19 protein-coding genes, 1 tRNA gene and 3 riboswitches are annotated in these 25,642 nt (G+C 27.6%); of the genes, 16 read left to right on the top strand and 4 right to left on the bottom strand.

Annotation, left to right across the window (positions count from 1 at the left end; all coding sequences use genetic code 11):
* The first annotated feature begins 53 nt into the window (after positions 1-53).
* The 4 genes from IC175_RS02895 to IC175_RS02880 are packed head-to-tail and all read left to right on the top strand — an operon-like array spanning position 54 to position 4,307.
* A complete protein-coding gene (locus tag IC175_RS02895; protein WP_227851083.1) occupies positions 54-1,130 on the top strand; it encodes an HpcH/HpaI aldolase/citrate lyase family protein in 1,077 nt (358 codons plus the stop codon).
* A complete protein-coding gene (locus IC175_RS02890) occupies positions 1,108-2,346 on the top strand; it encodes a phosphoribosyltransferase family protein (RefSeq protein WP_227482410.1) in 1,239 nt (412 codons plus the stop codon). Before IC175_RS02895 ends, IC175_RS02890 begins: the two co-directional genes overlap by 23 nt.
* 53 nt (positions 2,347-2,399) lie before the next feature.
* Positions 2,400-3,488: a cysteine protease StiP family protein gene (locus tag IC175_RS02885; RefSeq protein WP_227433100.1), complete on the top strand. Its 1,089-nt coding sequence runs from the start codon at positions 2,400-2,402 to the stop codon at positions 3,486-3,488.
* A gap of 27 nt (positions 3,489-3,515) precedes the next feature.
* Entirely contained in the window at positions 3,516-4,307 is a 792-nt protein-coding gene (locus IC175_RS02880) for an HAD hydrolase family protein (protein ID WP_227851082.1), read from the top strand.
* 100 nt (positions 4,308-4,407) lie between these two features.
* Here the strand turns inward: IC175_RS02880 and IC175_RS02875 are convergent, their stop codons facing one another.
* Complete coding sequence (locus tag IC175_RS02875; RefSeq protein ID WP_227433104.1) at positions 4,408-4,962, bottom strand: cupin domain-containing protein; 555 nt, start codon at positions 4,960-4,962, stop codon at positions 4,408-4,410.
* A gap of 196 nt (positions 4,963-5,158) precedes the next feature.
* Here IC175_RS02875 and IC175_RS02870 point away from each other — a divergent pair, with 196 nt between their 5' ends.
* The 7 genes from IC175_RS02870 (at position 5,159) to IC175_RS02835 (ending at position 14,548) form a co-directional block, all read left to right on the top strand.
* Positions 5,159-6,361 carry a DUF819 domain-containing protein gene (locus tag IC175_RS02870; protein ID WP_227433106.1) on the top strand — a complete coding sequence of 401 codons (1,203 nt, stop codon included), beginning with the start codon at positions 5,159-5,161 and terminating at the stop codon, positions 6,359-6,361.
* A 59-nt stretch (positions 6,362-6,420) separates the two neighbouring features.
* Positions 6,421-7,404 (top strand): dipeptidase, encoded by a 984-nt coding sequence (locus IC175_RS02865; protein WP_227433108.1) that lies wholly within the window; start codon positions 6,421-6,423, stop codon positions 7,402-7,404.
* Between the two features lie 241 nt (positions 7,405-7,645).
* Positions 7,646-8,599 carry an ABC transporter permease gene (locus tag IC175_RS02860; RefSeq protein ID WP_227433109.1) on the top strand — a complete coding sequence of 318 codons (954 nt, stop codon included), beginning with the start codon at positions 7,646-7,648 and terminating at the stop codon, positions 8,597-8,599.
* On the top strand, positions 8,589-9,545 hold the full coding sequence (locus IC175_RS02855; RefSeq protein ID WP_227851081.1) for an iron chelate uptake ABC transporter family permease subunit: 957 nt from the start codon (positions 8,589-8,591) through the stop codon (positions 9,543-9,545). Before IC175_RS02860 ends, IC175_RS02855 begins: the two co-directional genes overlap by 11 nt.
* Positions 9,542-10,297: an ABC transporter ATP-binding protein gene (locus IC175_RS02850; RefSeq protein WP_227433112.1), complete on the top strand. Its 756-nt coding sequence runs from the start codon at positions 9,542-9,544 to the stop codon at positions 10,295-10,297. The genes IC175_RS02855 and IC175_RS02850 overlap by 4 nt, the downstream gene beginning before the upstream one ends.
* A gap of 84 nt (positions 10,298-10,381) precedes the next feature.
* Complete coding sequence (locus IC175_RS02845; protein ID WP_227433113.1) at positions 10,382-11,350, top strand: siderophore ABC transporter substrate-binding protein; 969 nt, start codon at positions 10,382-10,384, stop codon at positions 11,348-11,350.
* A 1,338-nt stretch (positions 11,351-12,688) separates the two neighbouring features.
* Positions 12,689-14,548, top strand: a complete 1,860-nt coding sequence (locus tag IC175_RS02835) for a GGDEF domain-containing phosphodiesterase (RefSeq protein WP_227851080.1) — start codon at positions 12,689-12,691, stop codon at positions 14,546-14,548.
* Positions 14,549-14,846: 298 nt separating this feature from the next.
* Here the strand turns inward: IC175_RS02835 and IC175_RS02830 are convergent, their stop codons facing one another.
* The 3 genes from IC175_RS02830 to IC175_RS02820 all read right to left on the bottom strand — a co-directional run bounded on the left by IC175_RS02830 (position 14,847) and on the right by IC175_RS02820 (position 17,644).
* Positions 14,847-15,446, bottom strand: coding sequence for a TerD family protein (locus IC175_RS02830; RefSeq protein WP_227433117.1), 600 nt, complete (start codon positions 15,444-15,446; stop codon positions 14,847-14,849).
* A gap of 102 nt (positions 15,447-15,548) precedes the next feature.
* On the bottom strand, positions 15,549-16,346 hold the full coding sequence (locus tag IC175_RS02825) for a MetQ/NlpA family ABC transporter substrate-binding protein (protein WP_227482414.1): 798 nt from the start codon (positions 16,344-16,346) through the stop codon (positions 15,549-15,551).
* Positions 16,347-16,459: 113 nt separating this feature from the next.
* A riboswitch (SAM riboswitch) is annotated at positions 16,460-16,567 on the bottom strand.
* A gap of 90 nt (positions 16,568-16,657) precedes the next feature.
* Positions 16,658-17,644 carry a lipoate--protein ligase gene (locus IC175_RS02820; protein ID WP_227433120.1) on the bottom strand — a complete coding sequence of 329 codons (987 nt, stop codon included), beginning with the start codon at positions 17,642-17,644 and terminating at the stop codon, positions 16,658-16,660.
* Between the two features lie 168 nt (positions 17,645-17,812).
* Positions 17,813-17,989, top strand: a riboswitch (Lysine riboswitch).
* 144 nt (positions 17,990-18,133) lie between these two features.
* On the opposite strand from IC175_RS02820, the gene IC175_RS02815 reads away from it, so the two are divergent.
* The 5 genes from IC175_RS02815 (at position 18,134) to IC175_RS02790 (ending at position 25,511) form a co-directional block, all read left to right on the top strand.
* Entirely contained in the window at positions 18,134-19,864 is a 1,731-nt protein-coding gene (locus IC175_RS02815) for a Na+/H+ antiporter NhaC family protein (RefSeq protein ID WP_227482416.1), read from the top strand.
* Between the two features lie 111 nt (positions 19,865-19,975).
* Positions 19,976-20,056, top strand: a tRNA-Leu gene (locus tag IC175_RS02810).
* 658 nt (positions 20,057-20,714) lie between these two features.
* Positions 20,715-20,819, top strand: a riboswitch (glycine riboswitch).
* Between the two features lie 207 nt (positions 20,820-21,026).
* A complete protein-coding gene (gene gcvPA / locus IC175_RS19345; RefSeq protein ID WP_255615798.1) occupies positions 21,027-23,501 on the top strand; it encodes an aminomethyl-transferring glycine dehydrogenase subunit GcvPA in 2,475 nt (824 codons plus the stop codon).
* Positions 23,501-24,958, top strand: coding sequence for an aminomethyl-transferring glycine dehydrogenase subunit GcvPB (gene gcvPB, locus IC175_RS02795; protein ID WP_227851079.1), 1,458 nt, complete (start codon positions 23,501-23,503; stop codon positions 24,956-24,958). Before gcvPA ends, gcvPB begins: the two co-directional genes overlap by 1 nt.
* Before the next feature lie 250 nt (positions 24,959-25,208).
* On the top strand, positions 25,209-25,511 hold the full coding sequence (locus IC175_RS02790; protein WP_227851078.1) for a hypothetical protein: 303 nt from the start codon (positions 25,209-25,211) through the stop codon (positions 25,509-25,511).
* The last annotated feature ends 131 nt before the right edge of the window (positions 25,512-25,642 follow it).

The following is a 25,642-nucleotide window of genomic DNA, read 5'->3' as shown; positions in this document are numbered from 1 at the left end:
AGGGCTAATTTTGATAAAGTTGGCCCTTTCTATGTATATGAGGAGGCCACACATTGAAATATTTCGATTATATCTGCAAAGAGGATTTAGAGAAAATTTTTTTGAAAGTGCCAGAAGACTTTAATGCCAATACTGAAAAAGATGTACTGAAATATGCACTAGGTGCTTTTTTATACGTTCCAGCGACTCAATATAACATGATTTATAAAAGTATTATAGGTGATGTTAAGGGAGTTAGACCATTAGCTATTTGTTTAGAAGATGCTGTTGGGGCAAATGGAGAATCTGAGGCTATAGAAAATCTTAAATTGATTTTGAAAAATATTAGCAATGAAAATATAACTAATAAAGATGGTATACCATTAATTTTTGTGAGAATAAAAGATGTAGAGCAATTGCTAAGAATTAAAGAGATTATAATTAAAAACAATAATACAATAACAGGAATATTGATTCCTAAAGCAAATTCTGAGTTAATTGAAAACTGTATAGAAGTTTTGAATTCTATAGGTCTTCAAAATATGTATGTTATTCCAATAATAGAAACAAGAGAATTCATATATAAAGAAAACAAAGAATTAAGCTTCAGTAGTTTATATAATACTATTTTAAGATATAAATCAAGAATACTCAGTATTAGAATAGGTCTAACTGACATATTAGGTATGTATGGTATAAGAAGAAATAAAAATTTTTCTATATATAATAATTTAATTTGTTCTTCTTTTATATTAGATATAATTACATATATTCAAAGACCAGAGATAGATATACCAATAAGTGGAGGTGTATCGGAATTTTTTGATATGACAAATGAAGAGATAAGAAATAAGTATATAGAAGAAATACTATTGGATAAATTTCATGGATTAGTTGGAAAGACAGTAATTCATCCAATGCAAATTCAAATTGTACAAGCTTTGTCTGCAGTATCATATGAAGATTTTACTGATGCTTTGGAGATACTTGATAGTACAAATAGTAAATATGGTGTGAGTAAAGGCATATTAGGTGAGAGAATGAATGAAACTAATCCTCATTTTTTATGGGCTAAAAAAACATTGATTTTATCTAAAATATATGGTGTATTAAATAAAGGAGTAGACTATGAAGAATTGCTTAAATTTTAATTGTGAGATTGACATTGTTGATAATCCATTGAACTTAGATTTAAATGATTTTTTAGATATAGGAATAAGAAATAACAGCAAAAGACGTTTTTTATTTATATCAAAAAAACTTGGAAAACATTTAGCTTGTAAGCCAAGTGAAATGGATAATTTAGGAAAACTAATGGCTACGATTTATAATAAAAAAAACAAGGTGGCATCAAATGGAACTGTAATAGCTTTTGCAGAAACTGGGACAGCCGTTGGGCATAGCTTTTTTGATTACTTATCTGGAAATTATGAATTTATTCATACCACTAGAGAGCAATTTGATGAACTAGAAAATTTAGACTTTTTAGAAGAACATTCTCATGCAACAGACCAAAATTTATATTTTGAAATGCTAGACAACTTTAAATTTGGCGATGAAGTAATTTTGGTAGATGATGAAATTACTACAGCTAATACATGTATGAATATAATCAGAAAGATTCAAAGTATCTATCCTAAAAAAATATATACTATATGTTCTATACTTAATTGGGTAAGTGATGAAAATTTAAGAAGAATTAGTAGTCTAGAAATAGAACTTGGATGTAAAATAGAATTTGTGTATTTATTTAAAGGAGACTTTAATTTTGATATAAATGAAGATATTGTTGCAAATTACAATGATAATTGCAATATTAGTAAATTGAGTATTATGAAGGATGATAAAATAAATTTAATAGTAAATCATATCAATGTTGATTTAGAAGATTATATTGGAAATAAAAAATATATAAGATATACAGGTAGGTTTGGAATTAACAAAAGAGAACAAATTAAATTAAAAGAAATTATAAAAAGAGAAAGTAAAAAAATAGTTATAGAAAGTAAAGAATCTTTAAAAAAGAAAGCAGAAAAGGTTCTATTTTTAGGCACTGAAGAATTTATGTATATACCTATGTTATTTGCAAAAGAAAAAGAAAATCAATGTGATATATACTATCATTCAACAACTAGAAGTCCAATAATTAATATTGATAAAAATAATTATCCTGTTAGAAGTAAATTTAAATTAAAGAGTTTTTATAATTTAGATGTTCAAAATTACATTTACAACATAGACAGACATAATTTTTCTGAGTGTTATTTATTTGTTGAGTTAGATAAAAGTGAGAATTCTTATCTGGAATTTATTGATATAATTAAAAATACAAGTATAAAAAAATTGACTATAGTATGTTGTAGCTAAAATGTTTTATCACGATAAAATATATCACAGTTTTAAGATAGGAGTTGAGTCATATGAGAGAATTTAGCACATATTCTAAAGATGATGTTATCTTTTTATTAAAAGATATATCAAATTTAATTGAAGAAGAAGGAAACAAAGAGAGAGAGTTAAAAATACAAAATGGCAGACATTATTCGGAAATGATACCAATAGAGTATGAGGTTAGCGAAGATTATCTGAAATTATATCATGATAAACTAGAAGAAAATAAGAATAAACTTGCATTTTCTATAGGTGTTATGTGTGAAAAGATAATTAAAAAAAATGGAAATGATGTTGTACTAGTTTCACTTGCTAGAGCAGGAACACCAATTGGTATTTTGGCAAAAAGATATCTAAAAAATAAGTATAGTTTAAATTTACCTCACTATACAATATCTATAATAAGAGATAAAGGAATAGATATGAATGCAGTTGAATATATAATAAGTAGTCATCCAAATTCAAACATACAATTTTTAGATGGATGGACTGGCAAGGGAACAATATCAAGGGAGCTAGAAAAAGCATGTGATGAGCTTAAAATTAAATTTAAAAAGAATTTTGATTCAACACTTGCTGTATTAGCTGACCCTGCTGGATATTCTGGACTTTATGGAATTAGAGAAGACTTTTTAATACCAAGTGCATGTTTAAACTCAACTGTTTCTGGATTAGTGAGTAGAACTGTGCTAAGAGAAGATTTGATTGGTAAGGATGATTTTCATGGTGCTAAGTTTTATAGCCATTTAAAGGATAAAGATGAGTCTATAAATTATATAGAAACTATAGAAGCATGTTTCAAAAACCAATTTGAAAATATATCTGATGAAGTTGAAAAATGGAAAAGTGATATTATAACTAAAGATGGTTATTTTGATGTTTTAAATATAAAGGAAAAGTACGATATAAAAGATATCAACTTTATCAAGCCAGGGGTAGGAGAAACAACAAGAGTTTTACTTAGGAGAGTTCCATATAAGATACTTGTTAAAGACTTAAATGATAAATCTTTAGAGCATATATTTATTTTGGCAAAAGAAAAAAATGTTGAAGTTGAAAAAATAGATTTAAAAGCTTACAAGTGTTGTGGCATAATAAAGAATATGAAAGATGTTTAGAAAATATATTTGACAGGAGAATGCTGAATGATTGTTTTTTCAGACTTAGACAGGAGTATTATTTACTCTGATAAATTTTTAAATACTAATAAGAGATATACCAATATAGAAATCTATAAAGAGAAAGAAATCTCTTATATATCTTTAAATACTATAAATTTAATAAAACAAATACAGTACTATGGTATGTTTGTACCAACTACTACTAGAACAATAGAGCAGTTTAAGCGTATAGAATTTAATAAATATGGTATTTACTTTCCATGGAGTATAACTTCAAATGGAGGAGTTATACTTAAAGATAATGAAATATTGAAATCATGGAGTGAAAAGATAGACAAATTAAAATCTGACTATGAGCCTATTGAAAGCATGGTAGATAAATTTAAAATTTATTTGAATGTAGAAGGAATAACTAATTTTAAAGTTGCAGAGGATACATTTTTTTATATAGTTGTAGATTTTAAAAAATTTAATTTAGATTCAATTAGGGAGTATATAAATATATTAGAATCAAAAAATTGGAGATTGTATGTGAGTGGTAGAAAAATTTATTTTATACCAAAAGAAATCTCAAAAGAAAATGCCATAGAATATTTAACCAAAGAATTAGGAATAGAAAGTTTTTATGCAATTGGGGATTCTATGATGGATTATGGGATGCTCGATATTTCAAATAAAGCTTATGTATTGAAGCATGGTGATATAAATAAAAATGAAATAAAAAACACATTTATATCAAGTAAATTTGATGGAATGAGTGGAACTGAGGAAATATTATCTGAAATTTTAGATGAAAGTTGTCTACTCAATATATAACCAATAAACTAGAAAAGTCTGAAATAAATTAGGATAAAATTTATCATACTAATTTATTTCAGATTTTTATTAATTTATATTTAAACAAGAGCTGCATATATTAAAATGAAGGAGGAGTCATTGCCCAGACGGAAATACATTCATCATCATCACAGTTTTCATATATATGTGGTATAGTGCTGTTAAAATAAAAACTGTCACCCTCCTCTAATATATACTCTTTATTACCAAGTGTTATTTTCATTTTTCCTTTTATTATGTATCCGCATTCCTCTCCTTCATGTGTAACAAATTCATTACTTTTTTTTGTATGTCCATTTAATGTAACAAGTATAAATTCTATTTTTTTTCCAATTAAATTAGGAACAAGAAGCTCGTAAAATTTTGTAGAATCGTTAGTTACTATTTTCTTTCGATTGTTTTTCTTTACTACTATATTAGAATTATCCTTCCCAATATCATCAAAAAAATAACCTATGTTTACATCAAGCGTTTTTGATATTTTCCACATTGCTATAATTGATGGAACAACCATATTACGTTCAATTTGACTTATTAAACCTGTACTTAAACCAGACTCTTTTGCTAAGGTAGCTATACTTATATTTTTAGATTTTCTAAGAGCTCTAATTTTGCTTCCAACATCTATGTCCATTAGATAAAAACCCCCTCAAACATGATTATAACATATATAGTTTTCAAAATTAATAAAATAAAATAAAAGTTATATAATGCATGTATTTACATCGTTATATTGAATTTTCTGAAAAGATGAATTATAATAGTATTAATATTCAATATATTGAATATTAATACTTATATTTTAATTTAATGAAATGGAGGCGGTTGAGATGAGGAGTTTTGTAAGTCCTGATAATATTTGGGTATTGTGGGCAATTGTAACTGGATGGGCAGCATTTAGTATTTATTTAGAGCAAAAGTATAGTTGGGCATCAAAAATATCAGGAGCAATAATAGCTCTTGTAGGAGCAATGTTATTATCAAATCTAAATATTATACCAGTAGAGTCTGTTGTATATGACCAAGTCTGGGGTTATGTTGTCCCTTTAGCCATAGCTTTGTTGTTATATCAATGTAATATCAAAAAGATATGGAAAGAGAGTGGAAGATTACTTGTAATATTTCTTGTAGGTTCTATAGGAACTGTACTTGGAGCTATGATTGGATTCTTGGCATTAAAAAATGCAGTACCAGATTTAAATATTGTTGCAGCTATGATGACAGGTTCTTATATAGGTGGAAATGTAAACTTTGCAGCTATGTCAGGAGCATTTGATGCACCTGGAGAATTGGTATCAGCAACTGTTGTAGCAGATAATCTTTTGATGGCATTATATTTCTTTGTTTTAATAGCTATCCCATCTATTGGATTTTTTAGAAAACATTTTAAACATCCACATGTAGATGAGATGGAAAGCATAGGTGTAAATGAAGGCGAAACAATAGCAGCAAATTATTGGGGAAGAAAAGAAATATCTTTAAAAGATATAGCAATAGCCATTGGTAGTGCTTTTATAATAGTTGCAGTATCAGTAGAATTGTCAGGTTGGTTTAAAGCTATAATACCAACATCAAATCCATTTTTAGCAATGTTAAATACTTTATTTGGCAATCAATATCTAATAATAACTACTTTAACTATGATGTTTGCTACCTTTATGCCTAATTTCTTTAGTGATATAAAAGGAGCGCAAGAGCTGGGCACATTTTTAATCTACATTTTCTTTGTTGTAGTAGGTGTTCCTGCTTCAATCCCATTAATAATTCAAAAATCACCATTATTACTTTTATATTGTGGAATAATGGTACTTATAAACATGCTAGTTACATTTACAGTTGCCAAAATATTTAAGTTTAGCTTGGAAGAAGCTATTCTTGCATCTAATGCAAATATTGGTGGACCTACAACAGCAGCAGCTATGGCAATATCAAAAGGGTGGTCTAAGTTAGTAGGGCCAATACTTATAGTTGGAACATTTGGTTATATAGTTGGTAATTATTTTGGTCTTTTGGTAGGAAATATTTTAATATAAGTTTTGTAAAGAGTGAAAAACAAACGTTTGAAAAAGATTTTATTTAATTGGAGGTTGTCATGATTTTTGATGGACATTCAGATACTTGGTCAGATGTAACGATAAGAAGAATTAATGGAGAGAAAGATGTATTTAGAAGAATCCATCTTGAAAATTTTAAAAAAGCAAATATTGAAGGGGCTATTTTTGTAATATGGATAGACCCACCATATGATAAAAAGCCTGAAAAGAGAGTTAAGCAGATAATAGAATGTGTAAAAGAAGAAATTGAAGATATGAAGGATATTGTAAACATAGTAAAAAAATATTCTGATATAAATAAAGGTCTAAATGAGAATAAAATAAATATTTTAATTGGTCTTGAAGGTTTAAGCCATGTTGGAAAAAATTTAGACTTAATCGAATATTATTATAAAGAAGTTGGAGCTAGACATGCATCATTAACTTGGAATGAGCAGAATGAACTTGCTACAGGGTGTTTAGGAGATGAAAATAGAGGCTTAACTGCAATAGGAAAAAAAGCAGTAGATAAGTTAGAACAATTAGGTATGCTAATAGATGTATCACATCTAAATGAAAAATCATTTTGGGATTTGATGTCAGTTGTAAGTAAACCAGTTATAGCATCTCATTCTAATGTTAAGAATCTATGTGATGTAAAAAGAAATCTTACAGATAATCAATTAAAAGAAATTTCAAAAACAGGTGGATTAGTGGGAATAAATAGCTTTAGAGCATTTACCAATATTAATCCTAAGAAGCAAGATTTAATACATTTAGTTGACCATATAGATTATATGGTGAATCTTATAGGTATAGAGCATGTATCTTTTGGTTTTGATTTTAGCGATTATCTAGGAGAAGAGACTATAGGTTCTTTTACTGAAGAAAATTCCAAAAATCCAAGTGTAGATGGGCTTAAAAGTACATATGAAGCTAAGAATATAATAGTAGAGCTTGAAAAAAGAGGATATAAAAAAAGTGATATAAATCTAATATCTAGTGGAAACTTTTATAGAGTGTTTAAAGAGATACTAAAGTAAGATAGTAATTAAATTAGGTGTAGAAAATACTATATTTAATAAGAAGCATTCATATATATAGATTTATATATGAGATATGGGTTAGATTAAATTTAAATGTTACTAGAATTTTTAATTCTAGTAACATTTTTTATATAAAAAAACAAATATATATACATATTGACAATGATAATTATTATTGATAAAATGAAAAAGAAATGATAATAATTATCATTTTTAGTAAAAAAATTAAGGAGGGAGAATGAAAAAGAGATATTTAATTATAGGAATAATAATTTTATCTTATTTTTCCTTATTTATAGGAGCAGAAGATATAAACATAATGCATATATTTGCAAAAAATCAGCATAAACTTATGATATTTGTCATGAGTAGAATACCAAGATTAATAAGTATATTAATTGCAGGTATAGGAATGAGTATAGCAGGCCTTATAATGCAACAGATAAGTAAAAATAAATTTGTATCGCCTACTACAGGAGCAACAATAGATGCGGCTCAATTTGGTATAGTAATTTGTATGCTTTTAATACCAAGTGCATCGATTTTCACGAAGACCATAATAGCATTTATATTTTCTCTTATAGGAACATTTATGTTCATGAAAATAATAAGGAAGTTACAGTTTAAAAGTATAATATTCGTGCCATTAGTAGGTATAATGTTTGGAAATATAATAGGTTCTATGACTGATTTTATTTCATATAAATATGATTTGAGTCAAAATGTAAGTTCTTGGATGCAAGGTGACTTTTCTATGATACTTAAAGGAAATTATGAAATATTATACATAACAATACCTCTCATAATAGTAGCATATATTTATGCAAATAGATTTACTGTTGTTGGGATGGGGATGGATTTTGCAACTAACCTAGGTCTAAGTTATAAAAAAGTCGTTAATATAGGTTTAATAATAGTAGCTCTTGTTACAGTATGTGTAGTTGTTACTGCTGGTAATATACCTTTTATAGGTCTAATAGTTCCTAATATTGTATCTCTGTATATGGGTGACAATATAAGAGATAGTATATGGCATACGGGATTATTTGGGGCACTATTTGTACTTATATGTGATATTTTTGGAAGGCTTATCATTTATCCATATGAAATATCTATAGGGCTTACAGTTGGTGTTATAGGAAGTATACTATTCCTTTACTTAATACTAAGGAGGAATATAAATGAAGCTTAGTCTTAATAAAAAAATTTACTTAGTGACTGCATTACTCTTGATATCAATGGTACTTTTTTTAACCTATGGAATAGATATGAATAATCTAGATTATGCATTATCACAAAGAATACCAAAAATACTTGCAATGATACTTGGAGGAGGATGTATAGCATTTACTACAGTAGTATTTCAAACAATTACTAACAATCAGATATTAACACCAAGTGTGCTAGGGTTAGATTCCTTATATGTAATGATTCAAACTATAATAGTATTTATATTTGGAGCAACCAGTAATCTCATTACAAATGAAAATTATAATTTTATCATTAATGTTACTATAATGATTGTAGCTTCAATGTTATTGTATAGAGCATTGTTTGAAAGAAAAGAAAATAATATTTTCTTTTTAATCCTAGTAGGAATGATATTTGGAACTCTATTTAAAAGTGCAACAACATTTATTCAAGTAATGATAGACCCTAATGAATATCTAGCACTACAAACTAGCATAATGGCTAGTCTAAATAATATAAATACAAATGTATTGTTAATTGCATTTATAATAGTTATTGCAACAATACCTTTTATATATGATGATATAAAATATTTAGATGTACTATCATTAGGTAGAGAGCAAGCAATTAATTTAGGTGTAGATTTTGATAAAGTAGTAAAAAAAATGATAATCCTAATAGCAATTTTAGTTTCAGTATCAACAGCACTTATTGGACCTATGACATTTTTAGGTCTTTTACTAGCCAACATAGCTAGAGAAGTTTTTAAAACATATAAACATACCTATTTAATTTTAGGTTCTATATTGCTAGGAATGATTACGTTAATAATAGGTCAATTTTTTATACAACATATATTCAAATTTGATACAACATTAAGTGTAGTAATAAATTTTATAGGAGGAATTTACTTTATCCAATTATTATTAAAGGGGGCAAATAGATGATAGAAATAAAAAATATATTTAAAAAATATAAAAATAAAAATGTTGTAGATAATGTTTCTTTTAATATAGAAAAAGGAAAAATAACATCTTTTATAGGTCCAAATGGGGCTGGTAAAAGCACTGTGTTATCAATAGTAACAAGACTTATAGGAGGTGATAGTGGAGAAGTATTGATAGAAGGAAAAAGCTTGAGTTCTTACAACAATAAAGAACTTGCAAAAAAAATAGCTATACTTAAACAATCTAATAATATAACTTTAAAACTCACAATAAGAGAATTAGTTGGCTTTGGAAGATTTCCATACAGTGAAGGAAATTTAACTCAAGAGGATGAAAAATATATTAATGAAGCAATAGAGTATATGAAATTAACTGATATACAAGACAAATATTTGGATGAATTAAGTGGAGGTCAAAGACAAAGAGCTTATATAGCAATGGTAATAGCCCAAAATACGGAGTACATATTACTTGATGAACCACTTAACAATTTGGATATGAATCATTCAGTACAAATGATGAAGGTACTTAGAAGTCTTTGTGATGAGTTAGGTAAGACTATAGTGTTGGTCATGCATGATATAAATTTTGCTTCATGCTATTCAGATAATATAGTTGCACTTAAAAATGGAAAAATTGAAAAGGTAGGTCGTACAGATGAAATAGTTAATGAAAAAGTTTTAGGAGATATTTACGAAATGAACTTTGACATTAAGCATATAAATGGAAATAGAATATGTGTTTATTTTTAAAACACTATAGATAAAAATCTATGAATTTTCTAATCAAAATTTAAACTAAGACAAGTATTAATAAAAAATGAGGGAGACATTAAGATGAATAAAAAAGCAGCAATAATAGCAACCGTGGCTATAGTAGGATTAGTAGCAGTATTTGCATTAGGTGGGAGTAAAAAAAGTGATAAGAAAACATTAGATGCTTCAAATGCTACTATAAAAATAACTCATAGCTTAGGAGAAACAGATGTAAAGTTGAAGCCTAAAAAAGTAGTAGTATTTGATTATTCAGCACTAGATACAATGGATGCACTAGGTGTAAGTGAGAGTTTAGTAGGACTTCCAAAATCAAGCTTACCAGTATCTTTAGAAAAGTATAAAGATGAAAAATATGCAGATTTAGGTGGATTAAAAGAACCAGATTTAGAAAGTATAAAATCAACAAATCCAGATTTAATCATAATAAATGGAAGACAAGAAGATTTTTATGAGCAATTATCTAAGATTGCACCAACAATAAGTACAAGCAAAGATGATAAGAAGTATTTAGAATCTGTCAAAAATAATATAAATAAAATAGCTAAAATATTTGGAGTAGAAGAGAAGGCTAATCAAGAATTTGCTAAAATTGAAAAGAAAATAGAAGTTTTAAATAAAAAAGTAACAGAAAAAGACTTAAATGCTTTAACTCTTATGGTAAATGAGGGAAATTTAAGTGTATTTGGTGAAGAGTCTAGATTTAGCATATTATATAATAGTTTTGGATTTAAGAATAAAGATAAAAATATAAAGGAATCAAGTCATGGTCAAAATATTACTTTTGAATATGTAGCTAAACAAAATCCAGATATTATGTTTGTTATAGATAGAGGTATAGCTACTGGTAGTGATGTGAAAGCTGGTTTAACAGCTAAATCTGTTCTAAACAATGACGTAATAAAGTCTATGGATGCTTATAAAAATGATAATATAATATACTTAGATGCACCAACATGGTATGTAAATGATGGTGGTCTTACATCTTTAAATAAGATGATAGATGATGCTTCAAAAGCAGTTAATAAGTAAGTCTATTTTTTATGGCAAATGTGTTTTATATAATGATTATGTAATCAGCCACCTTAAAGTGGCTGATTTTTTTTGATTTAAATACTTCTGTGGACGAGTTTTGTAGACTTGTATAAATCTATAACAGTTTCCTTTATTGCTGAAAAGTAATTAATTGAATACTTTTTTGAATTTCTTCATCTTGTTCAGAGATGATAATAGAAGTTAGTTTAACTCTAATTGAAATATAGCCAGCATCTTGTATTTTTGATAGAGCAGTACGAGCTGTTTGTGGTGCAACTCTAAATTGCTTGTAAATTGTTTCAATAGATGGTAGAGTTTGCCCTTTTTTATAATGTCATGTCCAAATAATATACTCTATACATAGTATTCATAAATTAAATAATACAAGCCATATTCGTGTTTCAAAGTATTTACACTTCCTATTATTATACAACTTATTTGATGAATCTTATTTTATCATTCTATGTTTAAGGTTTAAGAAAACTAGCTAGAACTTGCGGTTTATTAGTTATTTTGATACAATTAATCTAATACATACATGAACAAGGTTATGTTATTATATTAATAATTCAATGGATATATATTTATTATATAATCTCTCAGGAGTGGTTTAAATATTAGAATAAAATCTTCTAAAAAAACGTTTTTCTATTTTTGTTACTAATTATTGATTTTATCCATATAAAACCTCCAGCATATGCACTAAAGAAAGAATGTAGAAATTGATTAAACAGACCCTTATTTCTCAACTAGTTTACATAAAAAATACTTTGCACAACAAAACTTGAAAAACATTTACAAGTGTATGGGCTTATGAGTGATTATTTTATTAAGTATGATTATAAAAAACACATTGATATTTTCAATACCACCTACAAAGGAGAATTAACAAGCTAGATTAATAACAATGAAAAAAAGGAAAAAGGTCACGATAGATTTTAGATTGCAGATTTTGAATAAAAATAAACAAACATTAAACTTGCAATAGCTATTATGATTATAGTATTTATATAGGTTCTAAAGTTTGTTAACAGAAACTAAACCTAGACCTATTGGAAAATTTGAAAAAATGATGATTTACAAAAATATGCAATGTCAAAAATAAACTATGTAGAATAAAATCTTCTATATTTTAAGTAATAAGAGAGTTTTATTAAGGTTTAATACACGTTATTTGAGAAAATGATTATACAATATTTTACTAAGTTGGTTATTAAAAATGTTTAGAAAATTTATTGAAGAAATCATATTAATTATTTATAACATATAAAAACCTAGTTAGCATAATTGTAGAATATCTGATAAACGTGAAAACATAGGGGATAGAGGTATTTTATGAAGAGATTTTTAAAGATAACTATCTTAGTTTTATTTGTTTTATTAATTTCTATAAGTTACATTTCTGTTCAATTAATTCACAACATTGGAGATTATGGAAAGTTGATTAATTATGTTGGTATTGTTCGTGGAGCGAGTCAACGTCTAACTAAATTAGAAATGAATTTTCAACCAAATGATGAACTAGTAGAATATATCGATGAAATTTTACATGAATTAAATACAGGACATGGAAAATATGGTCTAGTAGTCACTGATTGTAAAAAATATAACGAGTATTTATCTTTATTAGAAAGAAAATGGGAAGATTTAAATATTGAAATTAAAAAAGTAAGGATGGAAGAAGATAGTAGTCAGTTACTACAAACAAGTGAAGAATTTTTTAAGATTGCAAATGACACAGTATTTGAGATAGAACATTATTCGAAAGAAAAAAGCGATTATTTAATGACTTTAATAATTATAATATCAATTGTAGGTATAGTAGCATGGATTATATTGATTATGCAGTACAATAGAAGATTAATTAGACTTGAAAAATTAAATGTAGATTTAAAAAATATTGCATATAAAGATGAACTTACAGGAGCAAATACTATAGACAAGTTTAAGTTGGATGCAGAACAGTATATTTATAAACATAAAGACAAGAAATTTGCTATATTTTATATCGATTTTGAAAATTTTAAGTATATCAATGATATATTTGGATACGATTATGGGGACATGATATTAAAACGCTATTCTAATTTCATGATGGATGATATTGGAAAATATGAAACATTTGCAAGAGAGATTGCAGATAGATTTGTTGCATTAAGATGTTATGTAGATAAGGAAGCTTTACTAAGAAGACAACAAATTGTAGATGATAAGTTGATTAACATTACAGATGAAATTAAAAATAAATATAGTATTACTATTGTCAGTGGAATTTGTTGTATTGAAGATGTGAATGAAAAATTAAATATAGATGATTTGATAAATCGTGCAAATTTTGCACAAAAGACTGTCAAGAATAAACCTGGTACTAAGTATGCTTTTTATAATGAAAATATTCGCAAAAAAATGATTGAAGAAAATACCATTAAGAGTAGAATACATGAAGCACTCAATAGAAGAGAATTTGTTGTTTATTTTCAACCTAAAGTTAATTTACATAATCAAAAAATAGATTGTGCAGAAGCTTTAGTACGTTGGATGACACCAGACAAATGTGTGATATCTCCAGCGATATTTATTCCAATATTAGAAAAGGAATTTTTTATTAGCTTAGTAGACCAATATGTATTTGAAGAGGTATGCAGATGGATTAGAAAGAGATTAGATGAAAATGAACAAGTTGTTCCCATCTCAGTTAATGTTTCTAAGATTCAATTTTATAATGCTAAGTTTGTAGAAACTTATTCGCGTATACAAAATAAATATAATATACCTAAAAATACTATAGAAATTGAATTTACAGAAAGTGTTGCTTTTGAAAATCAAGAGCATCTTTTAGAAATTGTACATGACCTACATGAAAGTGGCTTTACTTGTTCTTTGGATGATTTTGGAAAAGGATACTCGTCTCTAAGTGTTTTGAAGGATTTACCATTTGATGTTTTAAAGCTTGACTCAATGTTTTTTAAAGAAAGTTTAAATAAAGAAAAAGAGAAGATAGTAATAAAAAATATTATACATATGATAAAAGAGTTAAATATTATAACTGTTGCTGAAGGTATTGAATATAAAGAACAGGTTGAGTTTCTTAAAGAGATTGGGTGTGATTTGGTTCAAGGGTTTGTCTTTTATAAACCAATACCAATATTAGACTTTGAAAAAATATTAGATGAAGAAACTGTTTATAGTTTATAATAGTTAAAGTATATTTTAATATATACTAATCTAATAAAGTGCTTATAATATAAGTGCTTTATTAATTTTGTTAACTATCTAAAATGTACAGTGATACAAATATTGAGAATAACATCAATACATAATATACAACTTTATTTAAATAATTACATGAAAACTATAAATTCTTATAAGGTTTTATGTGAGGTGTAAATAATATAGAGTTATGTTTTAGAGAAGATGAACTTATTGATAGTGTTGATGGCGAATACATAAATAAAGACTATAAGTAGATTTACTTATAGTCTCTTAAACATTGTTATTTTTTTCCTGCAACCCATTTTAAGCCCCAGTTAAATTCATTATCCATTTCTCTATGTCCTTTAAAGTATTTAACTACCTTTTCAACACTAAATGTTTCATCGTTTACATTTTCTATTAATGCTATTGAACACATATTATAGCCATTTTTATGCTCATCAAGCTTAACCACTAAATCAGAATCTTGTTTTTGTTTAATAGTTACAACTCCGTCAGCTTCTGACCAATTAGCCACACCTTCATAAATAAAAGCATAAATCAATATTCTTTTTATTTCTTTTATCTTGTTACCATTGATTCTTATATTTTCGCCTTGTGTATTGCTTCCTGTTCGGTCATCTCCATCTAGTTGAGCAAAAGGAGGATGTTCTAAATTGCCAAAAGAATTGCCTAACGCTTGAACAGCACCTTTTACACCATTTTTCATTTCAAACAAGCAACCTAAATCTAAATCTATATTACTATTTCTTAGAGCTCCAAAAAAGCCCTTTTTTTGTACTTTTTGATTCCAATTTAAATTAACTAAAATCTCACCTAAATCGGTATTTTCTTTTTTTGTAAGATTTATTTTTTGTCCTTTTTTCAATTCTATAGCCATAGTAATCTTCCTCCACAAACATAGATTTACTTAAATGGTAGCACTTAACAAGTCAATATTCAACAAGATTACAATAATAATATTAAAATTATACTAATTCTACTAAAAAACAGGAATTACAATTCCTTTGTATTTTTCTTTAATTAAGTTTCTTGCTTTATCTGATGTAAGAACTTCTTGTAGAACTTTAATTTTTTCACTATCTTTATCTTCACTTCTAAATGCTAAAAGATTAGCATATTCATCATTTACTGGTGCTGTGTAGATTCCATTTTTCTTAGCATCAAGACCAGCAGGTACTGCGTAAGTAGTGTCTATAAATGCAGCAGTTACATCTGGAAGAGAAGATGGTATTTGAGCAATATCTAATTCTTTGAATTGTATGCCCTTTGGATTTTCAATTATATCTTTAGGACTAACTAAATTATTTTCTTTAGGTAAAGTTAAAAGTCCTATACTTTCAAGATATCTAAGGTCTTTAGAACAAGAAGATGGATTGTTGCTTATTGCAATTGTATCTCCCTTTTTAAATTCATCAACAGATTTTATTTTGTAAGAGTAAAGTATCGCTGGGCATACATATAGTTTAGTTCCTGCCATTATTTTATAACCTTTAGCTTTAACAGCTTCTTTTAGATAAGGTTCATGTTGAAATAGATTTGCATCAATTTCGCCATTATTTAAAGCTTCATTTGGAAGTATGTAATCGTCAAAGTTCTTAACTTCTAAAGTATAACCTTTTTCTTCAATCAGTGGTTTTAGTTCCTCTAACAACTCTCCACCTGGAACTAAAGTAGCACCAACAACAATTTTTTTATCGTCTTTAGATTTTGAACATCCAACTACAGATAAAGTAAATACTAGACATAATAACAAACTTAATAATTTTTTGAATTTCATAAAAATTCCCTCCTGAATATAATTGATTAGTTAAAAATAAAATACCCTCTTTTTATCACATTGTGAAAATAAAATAAGCCTGAGTGTAAACTCAGGCTTTAAAAGCTAATTTAAACTCATCTTTCAGTACAATACTGCAGGATTTAGCACCAATGTATATTAAAAAATATACTGGTTGCTGGGTTTCACAGGGCCAGTCCCTTCACCACTCTGGATAAGAAGTATTAATTTTTAATTATGTTATACATATTAGCATGATTTTTTGTGTCTGTAAACATAATTTTATAAATATTTTAAAGTTTTTGTTATTTCTATTTAACACCCAAAATTCCAGAAACTAAAATATTAGTATCAGCACCCAAGAAATAGTCATTTATTTCAATAGCATCTAAAATAGCTCTCAATGAATTCTCCTCATGCTTTGTACCAATAAGTTTATCTTCTACAAAAGATACATCACACTTCCCAAAGAAATCTCCAAAAAACTTTATACTAGTTATTATACCTTTATCAACATTTAAATTAAATTCTACATTTCCACCAGCATATTTTAATTCATTTGAAAGAGAGTATTTTGGTGAATTACCAAAATTCCAATCCCAAGTTTCATATTTTGATTTAGTAAGTTTTTCTATTTCTTCTATGTCATATTTACTTAGAGAGTAATTTGTATTACCAGTATTTGTTGAAGAAAGATAATTCATTATAGCATCTTTAAACTCAAGTATATCCATATCAGACTGTAAATGTTCGCTTATATTGGTTACACGAGACTTTACAGATTTTATGCCTTTACCTTCAAACTTTATGGGTTTTACTTTTAGTGCATTTGAAAGGTCATTTATTTCAGATGAAAATAAAAGTGTCCCATGATGCATCACTTTATTTTTATAGTTATGTTGAGCATTTCCAGAGAATTTTTTACCTTCTATAAGAAGGTCATTTCTTCCAGAAAACTCAGCATTGACATCTAAGGTTTTAAGCAAGTCTATTATTGGTTGAGTGAATCTTCTGAAATCGCTAAAGCTATTATTATTACAAGCTATAAATGTAAAGTTTATATTTCCTAAATCATGAAATACAGCTCCTCCACCAGATTGTCTTCTAACAACTGGTATTGAATGTTCTTTTATATATTCTAAGTTTATTTCAGAAAGTGTATTTTGATTTTTTCCAACGATTATAGAAGGTTCATTTCTCCATAAAATAAATAAATCTTCGTCAAAGTTTTTAAGTAGATATTCTTCCATTGCTAAATTAAAATAAGGGTTTGTTTTTTCATTGTAAATTAATAACATTAAAGTAATTCCTCCATATAATTGATAAAATTTTTTTAGCTGATTTTAGTACAATTATTTTTATAATTCGACAATAATATAAAAAATCCTTTAAAGTAAAATTTTTAAAACTTCCTTGCAAATTTTAAATAAATAATATATACTCAAAATATATTTAATAAAAGTGAATAAAAGGGTAGAGGCGCAATAATCTATCAGTACCAATAAGGAGTTAAGCACAAAGAATTATTGGGAAAGGGGATATTGCCGAAGTTTTATAATCGATGCTTTAAGATTATATTGCTGGGGGTACATAAAATATATGTACAACTGTCACAGGTTTATTTGTGGTGAGCTATCATTTAAGGAATTATATTATATTTGTTTTTAGTATTATCAATGTATTGTAATGTTTAAGCCTTGAGTGTTTACCACTCAAGGCTTTTTTATTTTATCATAACCCATAATACCCTATATAATTCACAAAATTAAAAAGAGAGGGAGATTTATATGAGAAATAAAAAATTTAACATTATTTTTCTGACGACAATTATGTTTATAATGTCAACTGTAATGGTATTTGCAGAGGAAGATATAGATACAATTGCACTGGCTAACGCAGAAAAATTTGGAATTTTAACTTTAATACCACCATTAGTTGCTATAATACTTGCATTTATAACTAAAAATGTAATAATTTCTTTATTGCTAGGAATTCTTTCTGGAAGTTTTATAATTCAAGTCAGTGGAGTTAATGTATTTGCTGCATTTATACAAGCGTTTTTAGACTTAGTAGATAGAGCTTTAGTATCTCTGTCAGACCCATGGAATGCAGGGATAATACTACAAGTCTTAGCAATTGGGGGAGTAATAAATCTTGTTGCCAAGATGGGTGGTGCTAAGGCTATAGCTGAAGCACTTGCAAAGAGAGCAAAATCAGCTAAAGGTACACAGATTATAACTTGGTTTTTAGGTCTTTTAGTTTTCTTTGATGATTATGCTAATTCATTAATTGTAGGACCTATGATGAGACCAGTTGCAGATAAAATGAAAATATCAAGAGAAAAATTAGCATTTATAATAGATGCTACAGCAGCACCAGTTGCTGGGCTTGCTATAATATCTACATGGATAGGTCTTGAAGTTGGTTTGATACATGATGCTTTTGAAAGTATAAGTGTAGATGTTGATGCATTTGGCATATTTTTAAATACAATACCATTTAGATTTTATAACATATTAATATTAGCATTTATTGTAATTTCAGCGTTATTATTAAAAGAATTTGGACCAATGAGAAAAGCTGAAATAAAATCTAGAAGTAGAAAAATTGGTACAGACCTTGATGAAGGTGTTGAAGAGTTGGATGATTTAGCTCCAAAAGATGGAGTGAAATTAAGTGTATGGAATGCTATAATTCCAATAGGTACATTAATAGTAGTTGCACTAGCATCATTCTATTATAGTGGATATACATCTATAATGGGAGGAGAAGATAAGACTTTAATACAATTATTTACAAATTCGCCATATTCTTTTGAAGCAATCAAAGAAGCGTTTAGTGCATCTGATGCATCTAGAGCATTATTCCAATCTGCATTAGTTGCAAGTTTAGTTGCTATTATAATGGCTGTAGTTAAGAAGATTTTTACAGTATCAGAAGCAATTGATGTTTGGATAGATGGTATGAAAAGTTTAGTAATCACTGGTGTAATATTAATACTTGCTTGGTCATTAAGTTCAGTAATAAAAGAGTTAGGTACAGCTAAATTCTTGATACATTTATTATCAGGTTCACTGCCTCCATTCTTACTACCAAGTTTAATATTTGGATTAGGAGCAATAATATCTTTTGCTACTGGAACTGCTTATGGAACAATGGGTATACTTATGCCACTTGCGATACCACTTGCATATTCACTAAATCCTGACATGTCTTATGTAATAGTAAGCACAAGTGCAGTTTTAACAGGTGCAATATTTGGAGACCATTGTTCTCCAATTTCAGATACAACAATACTTTCTTCAATGGGAGCTGGATGTAATCATATAGACCATGTTAATACTCAAATGCCATATGCTATATTTACAGCAGTAATTACTATTGTATTTGGATATATACCAGCTGGATTTGGATTGCCAATATATATAGTATTGCCAGTTGCTATAGCAGCTGTATTTGTAGGTCTTCAAGTTATAGGTAAGAGAGTTGATGAAGCAGAAATAGAACTTGCAGAATAAGGCTGTAAATGAATTTTACCTTTTATTATCATTATTTTGTTTATTTTTAGATAATTTAAAAAAGTTATTGAAAATAATAGCGAAATATAGTAAAATAAAAGAGTAATATAAGCGGATGTGGCGGAATTGGCAGACGCACTAGACTTAGGATCTAGCGCCATTGGCGTGGGGGTTCGACTCCCTTCATCCGCACTTTACAGTACTTAGTTGTGCTGAAAAAAAACTGGGGTTGCTGGCTTTCGGAGTGGGCTATCCCGTTTTTATTTTTTGATAAATAACTATATTAAATTAATAGGGATACCTAATGATAGGAATTTGCTATATTGTTATTTTTAGAAAACTTGTAAAAAAGCTCAATAAGTTCTTTTTGTTATACAAAAATAAAATTACATATACAACATTTAAAATGTATGTAAATAAAGGTATAAAATTTTATAGCAATGTATTTTAAAAGTATAAAATGATTAAAATTTTAAGAAATATTCAAATCACATAACCATTCAATAGTTGTAATTCTATTAAAAATATTCTATTTTAAAAATCTTATTTTTCACAAGTTTAAAATTGTAAACGATTTCATCAAGTGTATGAATATACTTTTAACATGTTATAGTAAATCTCGATACAAATTTACATTTGGTTCTTTGTGTGTTATTTTAATAATAAATTAAGTGAAAATGTTATTTTGCATTAATATATAATATGTTTGCAGAAGAGTGAATAATATAAAAGAGAAATAATTGATAATAAAAACTTAACAAAAAAATTAATACATAAAAAAAAATAAATATAATGTGTTGACATTTGATTTAAATATTCATAAAATAAAATTGAAAATAAATATTTCCAAGTGAGATTAGCGAGAGAGACCTTTATACAAAAAGGCGCCGAAGAAGAAATTTAAGAAATGCCAATTCTTAGAGAAGCTTTCAGGCAAAGATATCGCTAATTGATGGGACTCTGGAGAGACTTAAGTTAAATACTATAAGTCACCGAAGAAGCAGAATAATATTAAATTATTAAATCTTTCAGGTATACAAACAGGGATATATAGGCTAGGATTATTTCCTATGCTTATATATTTTTTTTTATGGGAAAATACAGGACATAATGGCGAAGTTGCTTAAATAGAATAAGTTTAGTTTTATAGGGAGGGTTATATATGAATGAATTAAAAAGAGTACCTTTGTATAATACACACAAAGAGCTTGGTGCAAAGCTTGTTGAATTTGCTGGTTGGGAAATGCCTTTAGAATATGAAGGAATAAACAAAGAGCATGAAATGGTTAGAAAAAGTGCAGGTATATTTGATGTATCTCACATGGGAGAGATAGAAGTAAAAGGAGTAGAATCAGAAAAATTTATACAAAATCTAGTTACGAATGATATAAGTGTATTAAAAGTCAATGACATCATATATACACCTATGTGCTATGAAAATGGTGGAGTAGTTGATGATTTATTAATATATAAGTTTGGGGAAGAAGATTATTTGTTAGTAATAAATGCAGGAAATATAGACAAAGATGTTGCATGGATAATGAAGCAAAGTGAAGGGTATAAAGTAAATATAAAAAATATATCTAATGAAGTTTGTCAATTAGCAGTTCAAGGACCTAAAGCAGAAAAAATTCTTCAAAAAATCACGGACATAAATTTAGAATCAATAAAATTTTATAAGTCAATGCCAAAAATAAAAGTATCTGGATACTCTTGTTTAGTTTCAAGAACAGGATATACTGGAGAAGATGGTTTTGAAATATATTGCAAAAATGAACATATAAAAGCAATTTGGGATGAAGTCCTGAAAGTTGGAGGAGAAGATATATGTCCAGCTGGTCTAGGTTGTAGAGATACTTTAAGATTTGAAGCAGCTCTACCTCTATATGGACATGAGATAAATGAACACATATCTCCACTTGAAGGAGGATTATCTGTTTTTGTAAAAGTAAATAAGGAATCATTTATTGGCAAATCAATCTTAGCAGAAGAAAAAGAAAATGGGATTAAAAGAAAATTAGTAGGATTTGAAATGCAAGGTAAAGGGATGCCTAGAAATGGATATGATATAAAAGTTGGAAATAAAACAGTTGGTTTTGTAACTACTGGGTGTGCATCTCCAACAACAGGAAAAATCTTAGGAATGGGAATTATAGATGCTGAATATGCAAAAGCAGGAAATGAAATAGGTATAGCCATTAGAAAAAAAGTTGTTCCTGCTATAACAGTTAAGAAGCCTTTTTATAAAAAACAATATAAAAAAGATAATGTTGTAGTAAATAAAGAAAATAAATTTTCATATATACCTGCCACAAATGAAGATAAGGAAAAAATGTTAAAAGTAGTTGGATTAAACTCAGTTGATGAATTATTTTCAGATATACCAGATGAACTAAAATTAAAAAGAGATTTAAATCTAGATAGTGGAAAATCTGAATTGGAAGTTAGTAAAATAGTAAAAAGATTGTCAGAGGAAAATTTAAGTCTAGAAGATTTAACTTGTTTTCTTGGAGCTGGTGCATACGACCATTATATACCATCAATTATAAAGCATATAACTTCAAGGTCCGAATTTTATACAGCATATACTCCATATCAAGCAGAAATAAGTCAAGGAACTTTGCAAGTAGTGTTTGAGTTCCAATCTATGATTGCAGAAATTACTGGTATGGAAATTGCAAATGCATCAATGTATGATGGAGCGACTGCTGCAATAGAAGCATGTATAATGGCAATGAATCAAACTAGAAAAAGTAAAATAGTAGTATCAAAAACTACACATCCAGAAACTTTATCAGTACTAAAAACTTATTTACAATATAAAGATTGTGAAATAGTAGAAATTGATTTTTGTAATGAACATGGAACTACAGATATAGAAAAATTAAGAACTTCTGTAGATAAAGATACAGCATGTGTCCTTATACAAACTCCTAACTTCTTTGGGATTATTGAAGAGATGGAAGAAATAGAAAAAATAACTCATGAAAATAAAGCCATGTTAATTATGAGTGTTGACCCAATATCATTAGGTGTTTTAAAAACACCAGGTGAAATAGGAGCAGATATTGTTGTTGGAGAAGCTCAATCACTAGGAAATCCTCTTAATTTTGGAGGTCCTTATGTAGGATTTTTGGCTAGTAAATCTAAATATACAAGAAAAATGCCTGGAAGAATAGTTGGGCAAAGTTTAGATACAGAAGGGAAAATTGCATATGTATTAACTTTACAAACTAGAGAGCAACATGTAAGAAGAGAAAAAGCAACTTCTAATATATGTTCAAATCAAGCTCTAAATGCTCTTGTAGCATCAATCTACATGGCTACTATGGGTAAAGAAGGATTTAAAGAAGTTGGTATGCAATCAATGAAAAAAGCACACTATGCTTATAATAAACTTGTGCAAACAGGAAAATACAGACCTATATTTAAAGGCAGATTTTTTAAAGAATTTGCAGTACAAGGAAATTATAATATAGACACTATAAACGATAAACTTTTAGAAGAAAATATATTAGGTGGTTATAATTTAGAACACAATTATCCAGAATTAAAAAATTCAACTTTACTTTGTGTAACTGAAAAAAGAAGTAAAAATGAAATAGATAAGTTAGTTGGAATAATGGAGGGGTTATAATGAAAGAATATAATAGTTTGTTGATAGATATATCTAAAAAAGGTAGAAAAGCATACTCACTTCCAGAATTAGATATAGATGATATAAAAATAGAAGATATGATTGACCCAACTATGGCTAGACAAAATGAATTAAACTTACCAGAAGTTGGTGAATTAGAATTAGTTAGACATTATACTTTATTGTCAAATAAGAATTTTGGTGTTGATACTGGTTTTTATCCTTTAGGTTCTTGTACAATGAAATATAACCCTAAAATTAATGAAGATATGGCAGCACTTCCAAACTTTACTGGAATGCATCCATATCAATCTTCAGATACAGCACAAGGGTCTCTTGCTCTTATGTATGATTTATCAAATAAACTTGCAGAAATTACAGGTATGGATGAAGTGACACTTCAACCTTCAGCAGGTTCACATGGTGAATTTACAGGTCTTATGCTTATAAAAGCGTATCATGAAAATAGAGGAGACTATAAAAGAACTAAAGTAATAATTCCAGATTCTGCACATGGAACAAATCCAGCAAGTGCAGCTATGGCGAATTTTGATGTAATTCAAATAACGTCTGATAAAAATGGTGCTGTAGATATAGATGTATTAAAAGAAGTTTTAAATGATGAAGTAGCAGCCCTTATGCTTACTAATCCGAGTACTCTTGGGCTATTTGAAAAAAATATAAAAGAAATAGCTGACCTTGTACATGAAGCAGGTGGCCTTTTGTATTATGATGGTGCAAACATGAATGCTATTATGGGAATAACAAGACCAGGAGATATGGGATTTGATGTAGTCCATCTTAATCTTCATAAGACATTTTCAACTCCTCATGGTGGCGGTGGTCCAGGGGCTGGACCTGTTGGAGCAAAAAAAGAGTTAGTGTCTTTTTTACCAATTCCAATAATCGAAAAACAAGAAGATAAATATGTATTAAACTATGATAGACCAAAGTCTATTGGAAAAATTAAAAATTTCTATGGAAACTTTGGAGTCCTTGTAAGAGCTTACACATATATATTGACAATGGGAAGAGATGGACTTAAAGAAGCTAGTGAAATGGCAGTTCTAAATGCTAATTATATAAAAGAAAGTATAAAAGATGATTATATTTTACCAATAGACACTTTATGTAAACATGAGTTTGTATTAGGTGGATTACCAAGAGGAGGAGCAAATATAAAAACTATTGATATAGCAAAGAGATTGTTGGATTATGGATATCATCCTCCAACAATGTATTTCCCTCTTATTATAAATGAAGCACTTATGATAGAGCCTACAGAAAGTGAGAGTATAGAAACATTAGATAGTTTTATTGAAGCTATGAAGAATGTTGCCAAAGAAGCTAAGGAAGAGCCAGAATTACTAAAAACTGCTCCACATAATACTTTAGTTAAAAGAGTTGATGATGCAAGAGCAGTGAAAAAGCCTATATTAACATGGTCACAAAGATAAGTAATTAAAATAATAAATAATTTAAATATACAAAAACTTTGTATTTGTATTAAAAAGCTATCTAAACTATTTTAAATTAGATAGCTTTTTTGTATATATGTTGACATACATGGTATGTACTGTTAAAGTTTTTTATATATTACTAGAAAATGTGAGGATTTAAATCCCTCTTGATTTTATGTATGTTTCAACCATTTCTATATTTTTACAAAATACAGGTAATCAAACAAGTAGTATACTTGGAAGAATAATGATACTTGCGGCAGTAATTTGTGAAGGTGCATATGGTGTATATGTAAGAAAATTATCTAAAAGTGAATTTACACCAATTGAAATAACAGCAGCAATGCAACTAATTGGAACAATATCATTTACATCAATATTATCAAATATCGCTACGGTAGTATCTATATTTGCAGGAGTATTTTTACTGAATGAAAAGTTCAATTTTTATAGTATTGTAGGAAGTATGCTTATAATAATTTCAGTTATAGGAATGGTTATATATGGTAAAGGAAAACATGAAGATTTGGAAATTGAATATATAAACTAGTTTTATTTTATAGGGAATAAACCTATTTATTCTTTTAACTTAATTTAAACTTAATAAGAATATATCGAAATTCATAAAAAATTTAGGAAATCTTAAGAATTATGATATTTAAATCTTTAGATTTATGTTTT

Source organism: Clostridioides sp. ES-S-0123-01, assembly GCF_020658415.1.
In the GTDB taxonomy this organism is placed as follows: Bacteria; Bacillota; Clostridia; order Peptostreptococcales; family Peptostreptococcaceae; genus Clostridioides.
Note: the sequence above shows the minus strand (reverse complement) of the source record. Positions and strands in the feature narration are given on the sequence as shown.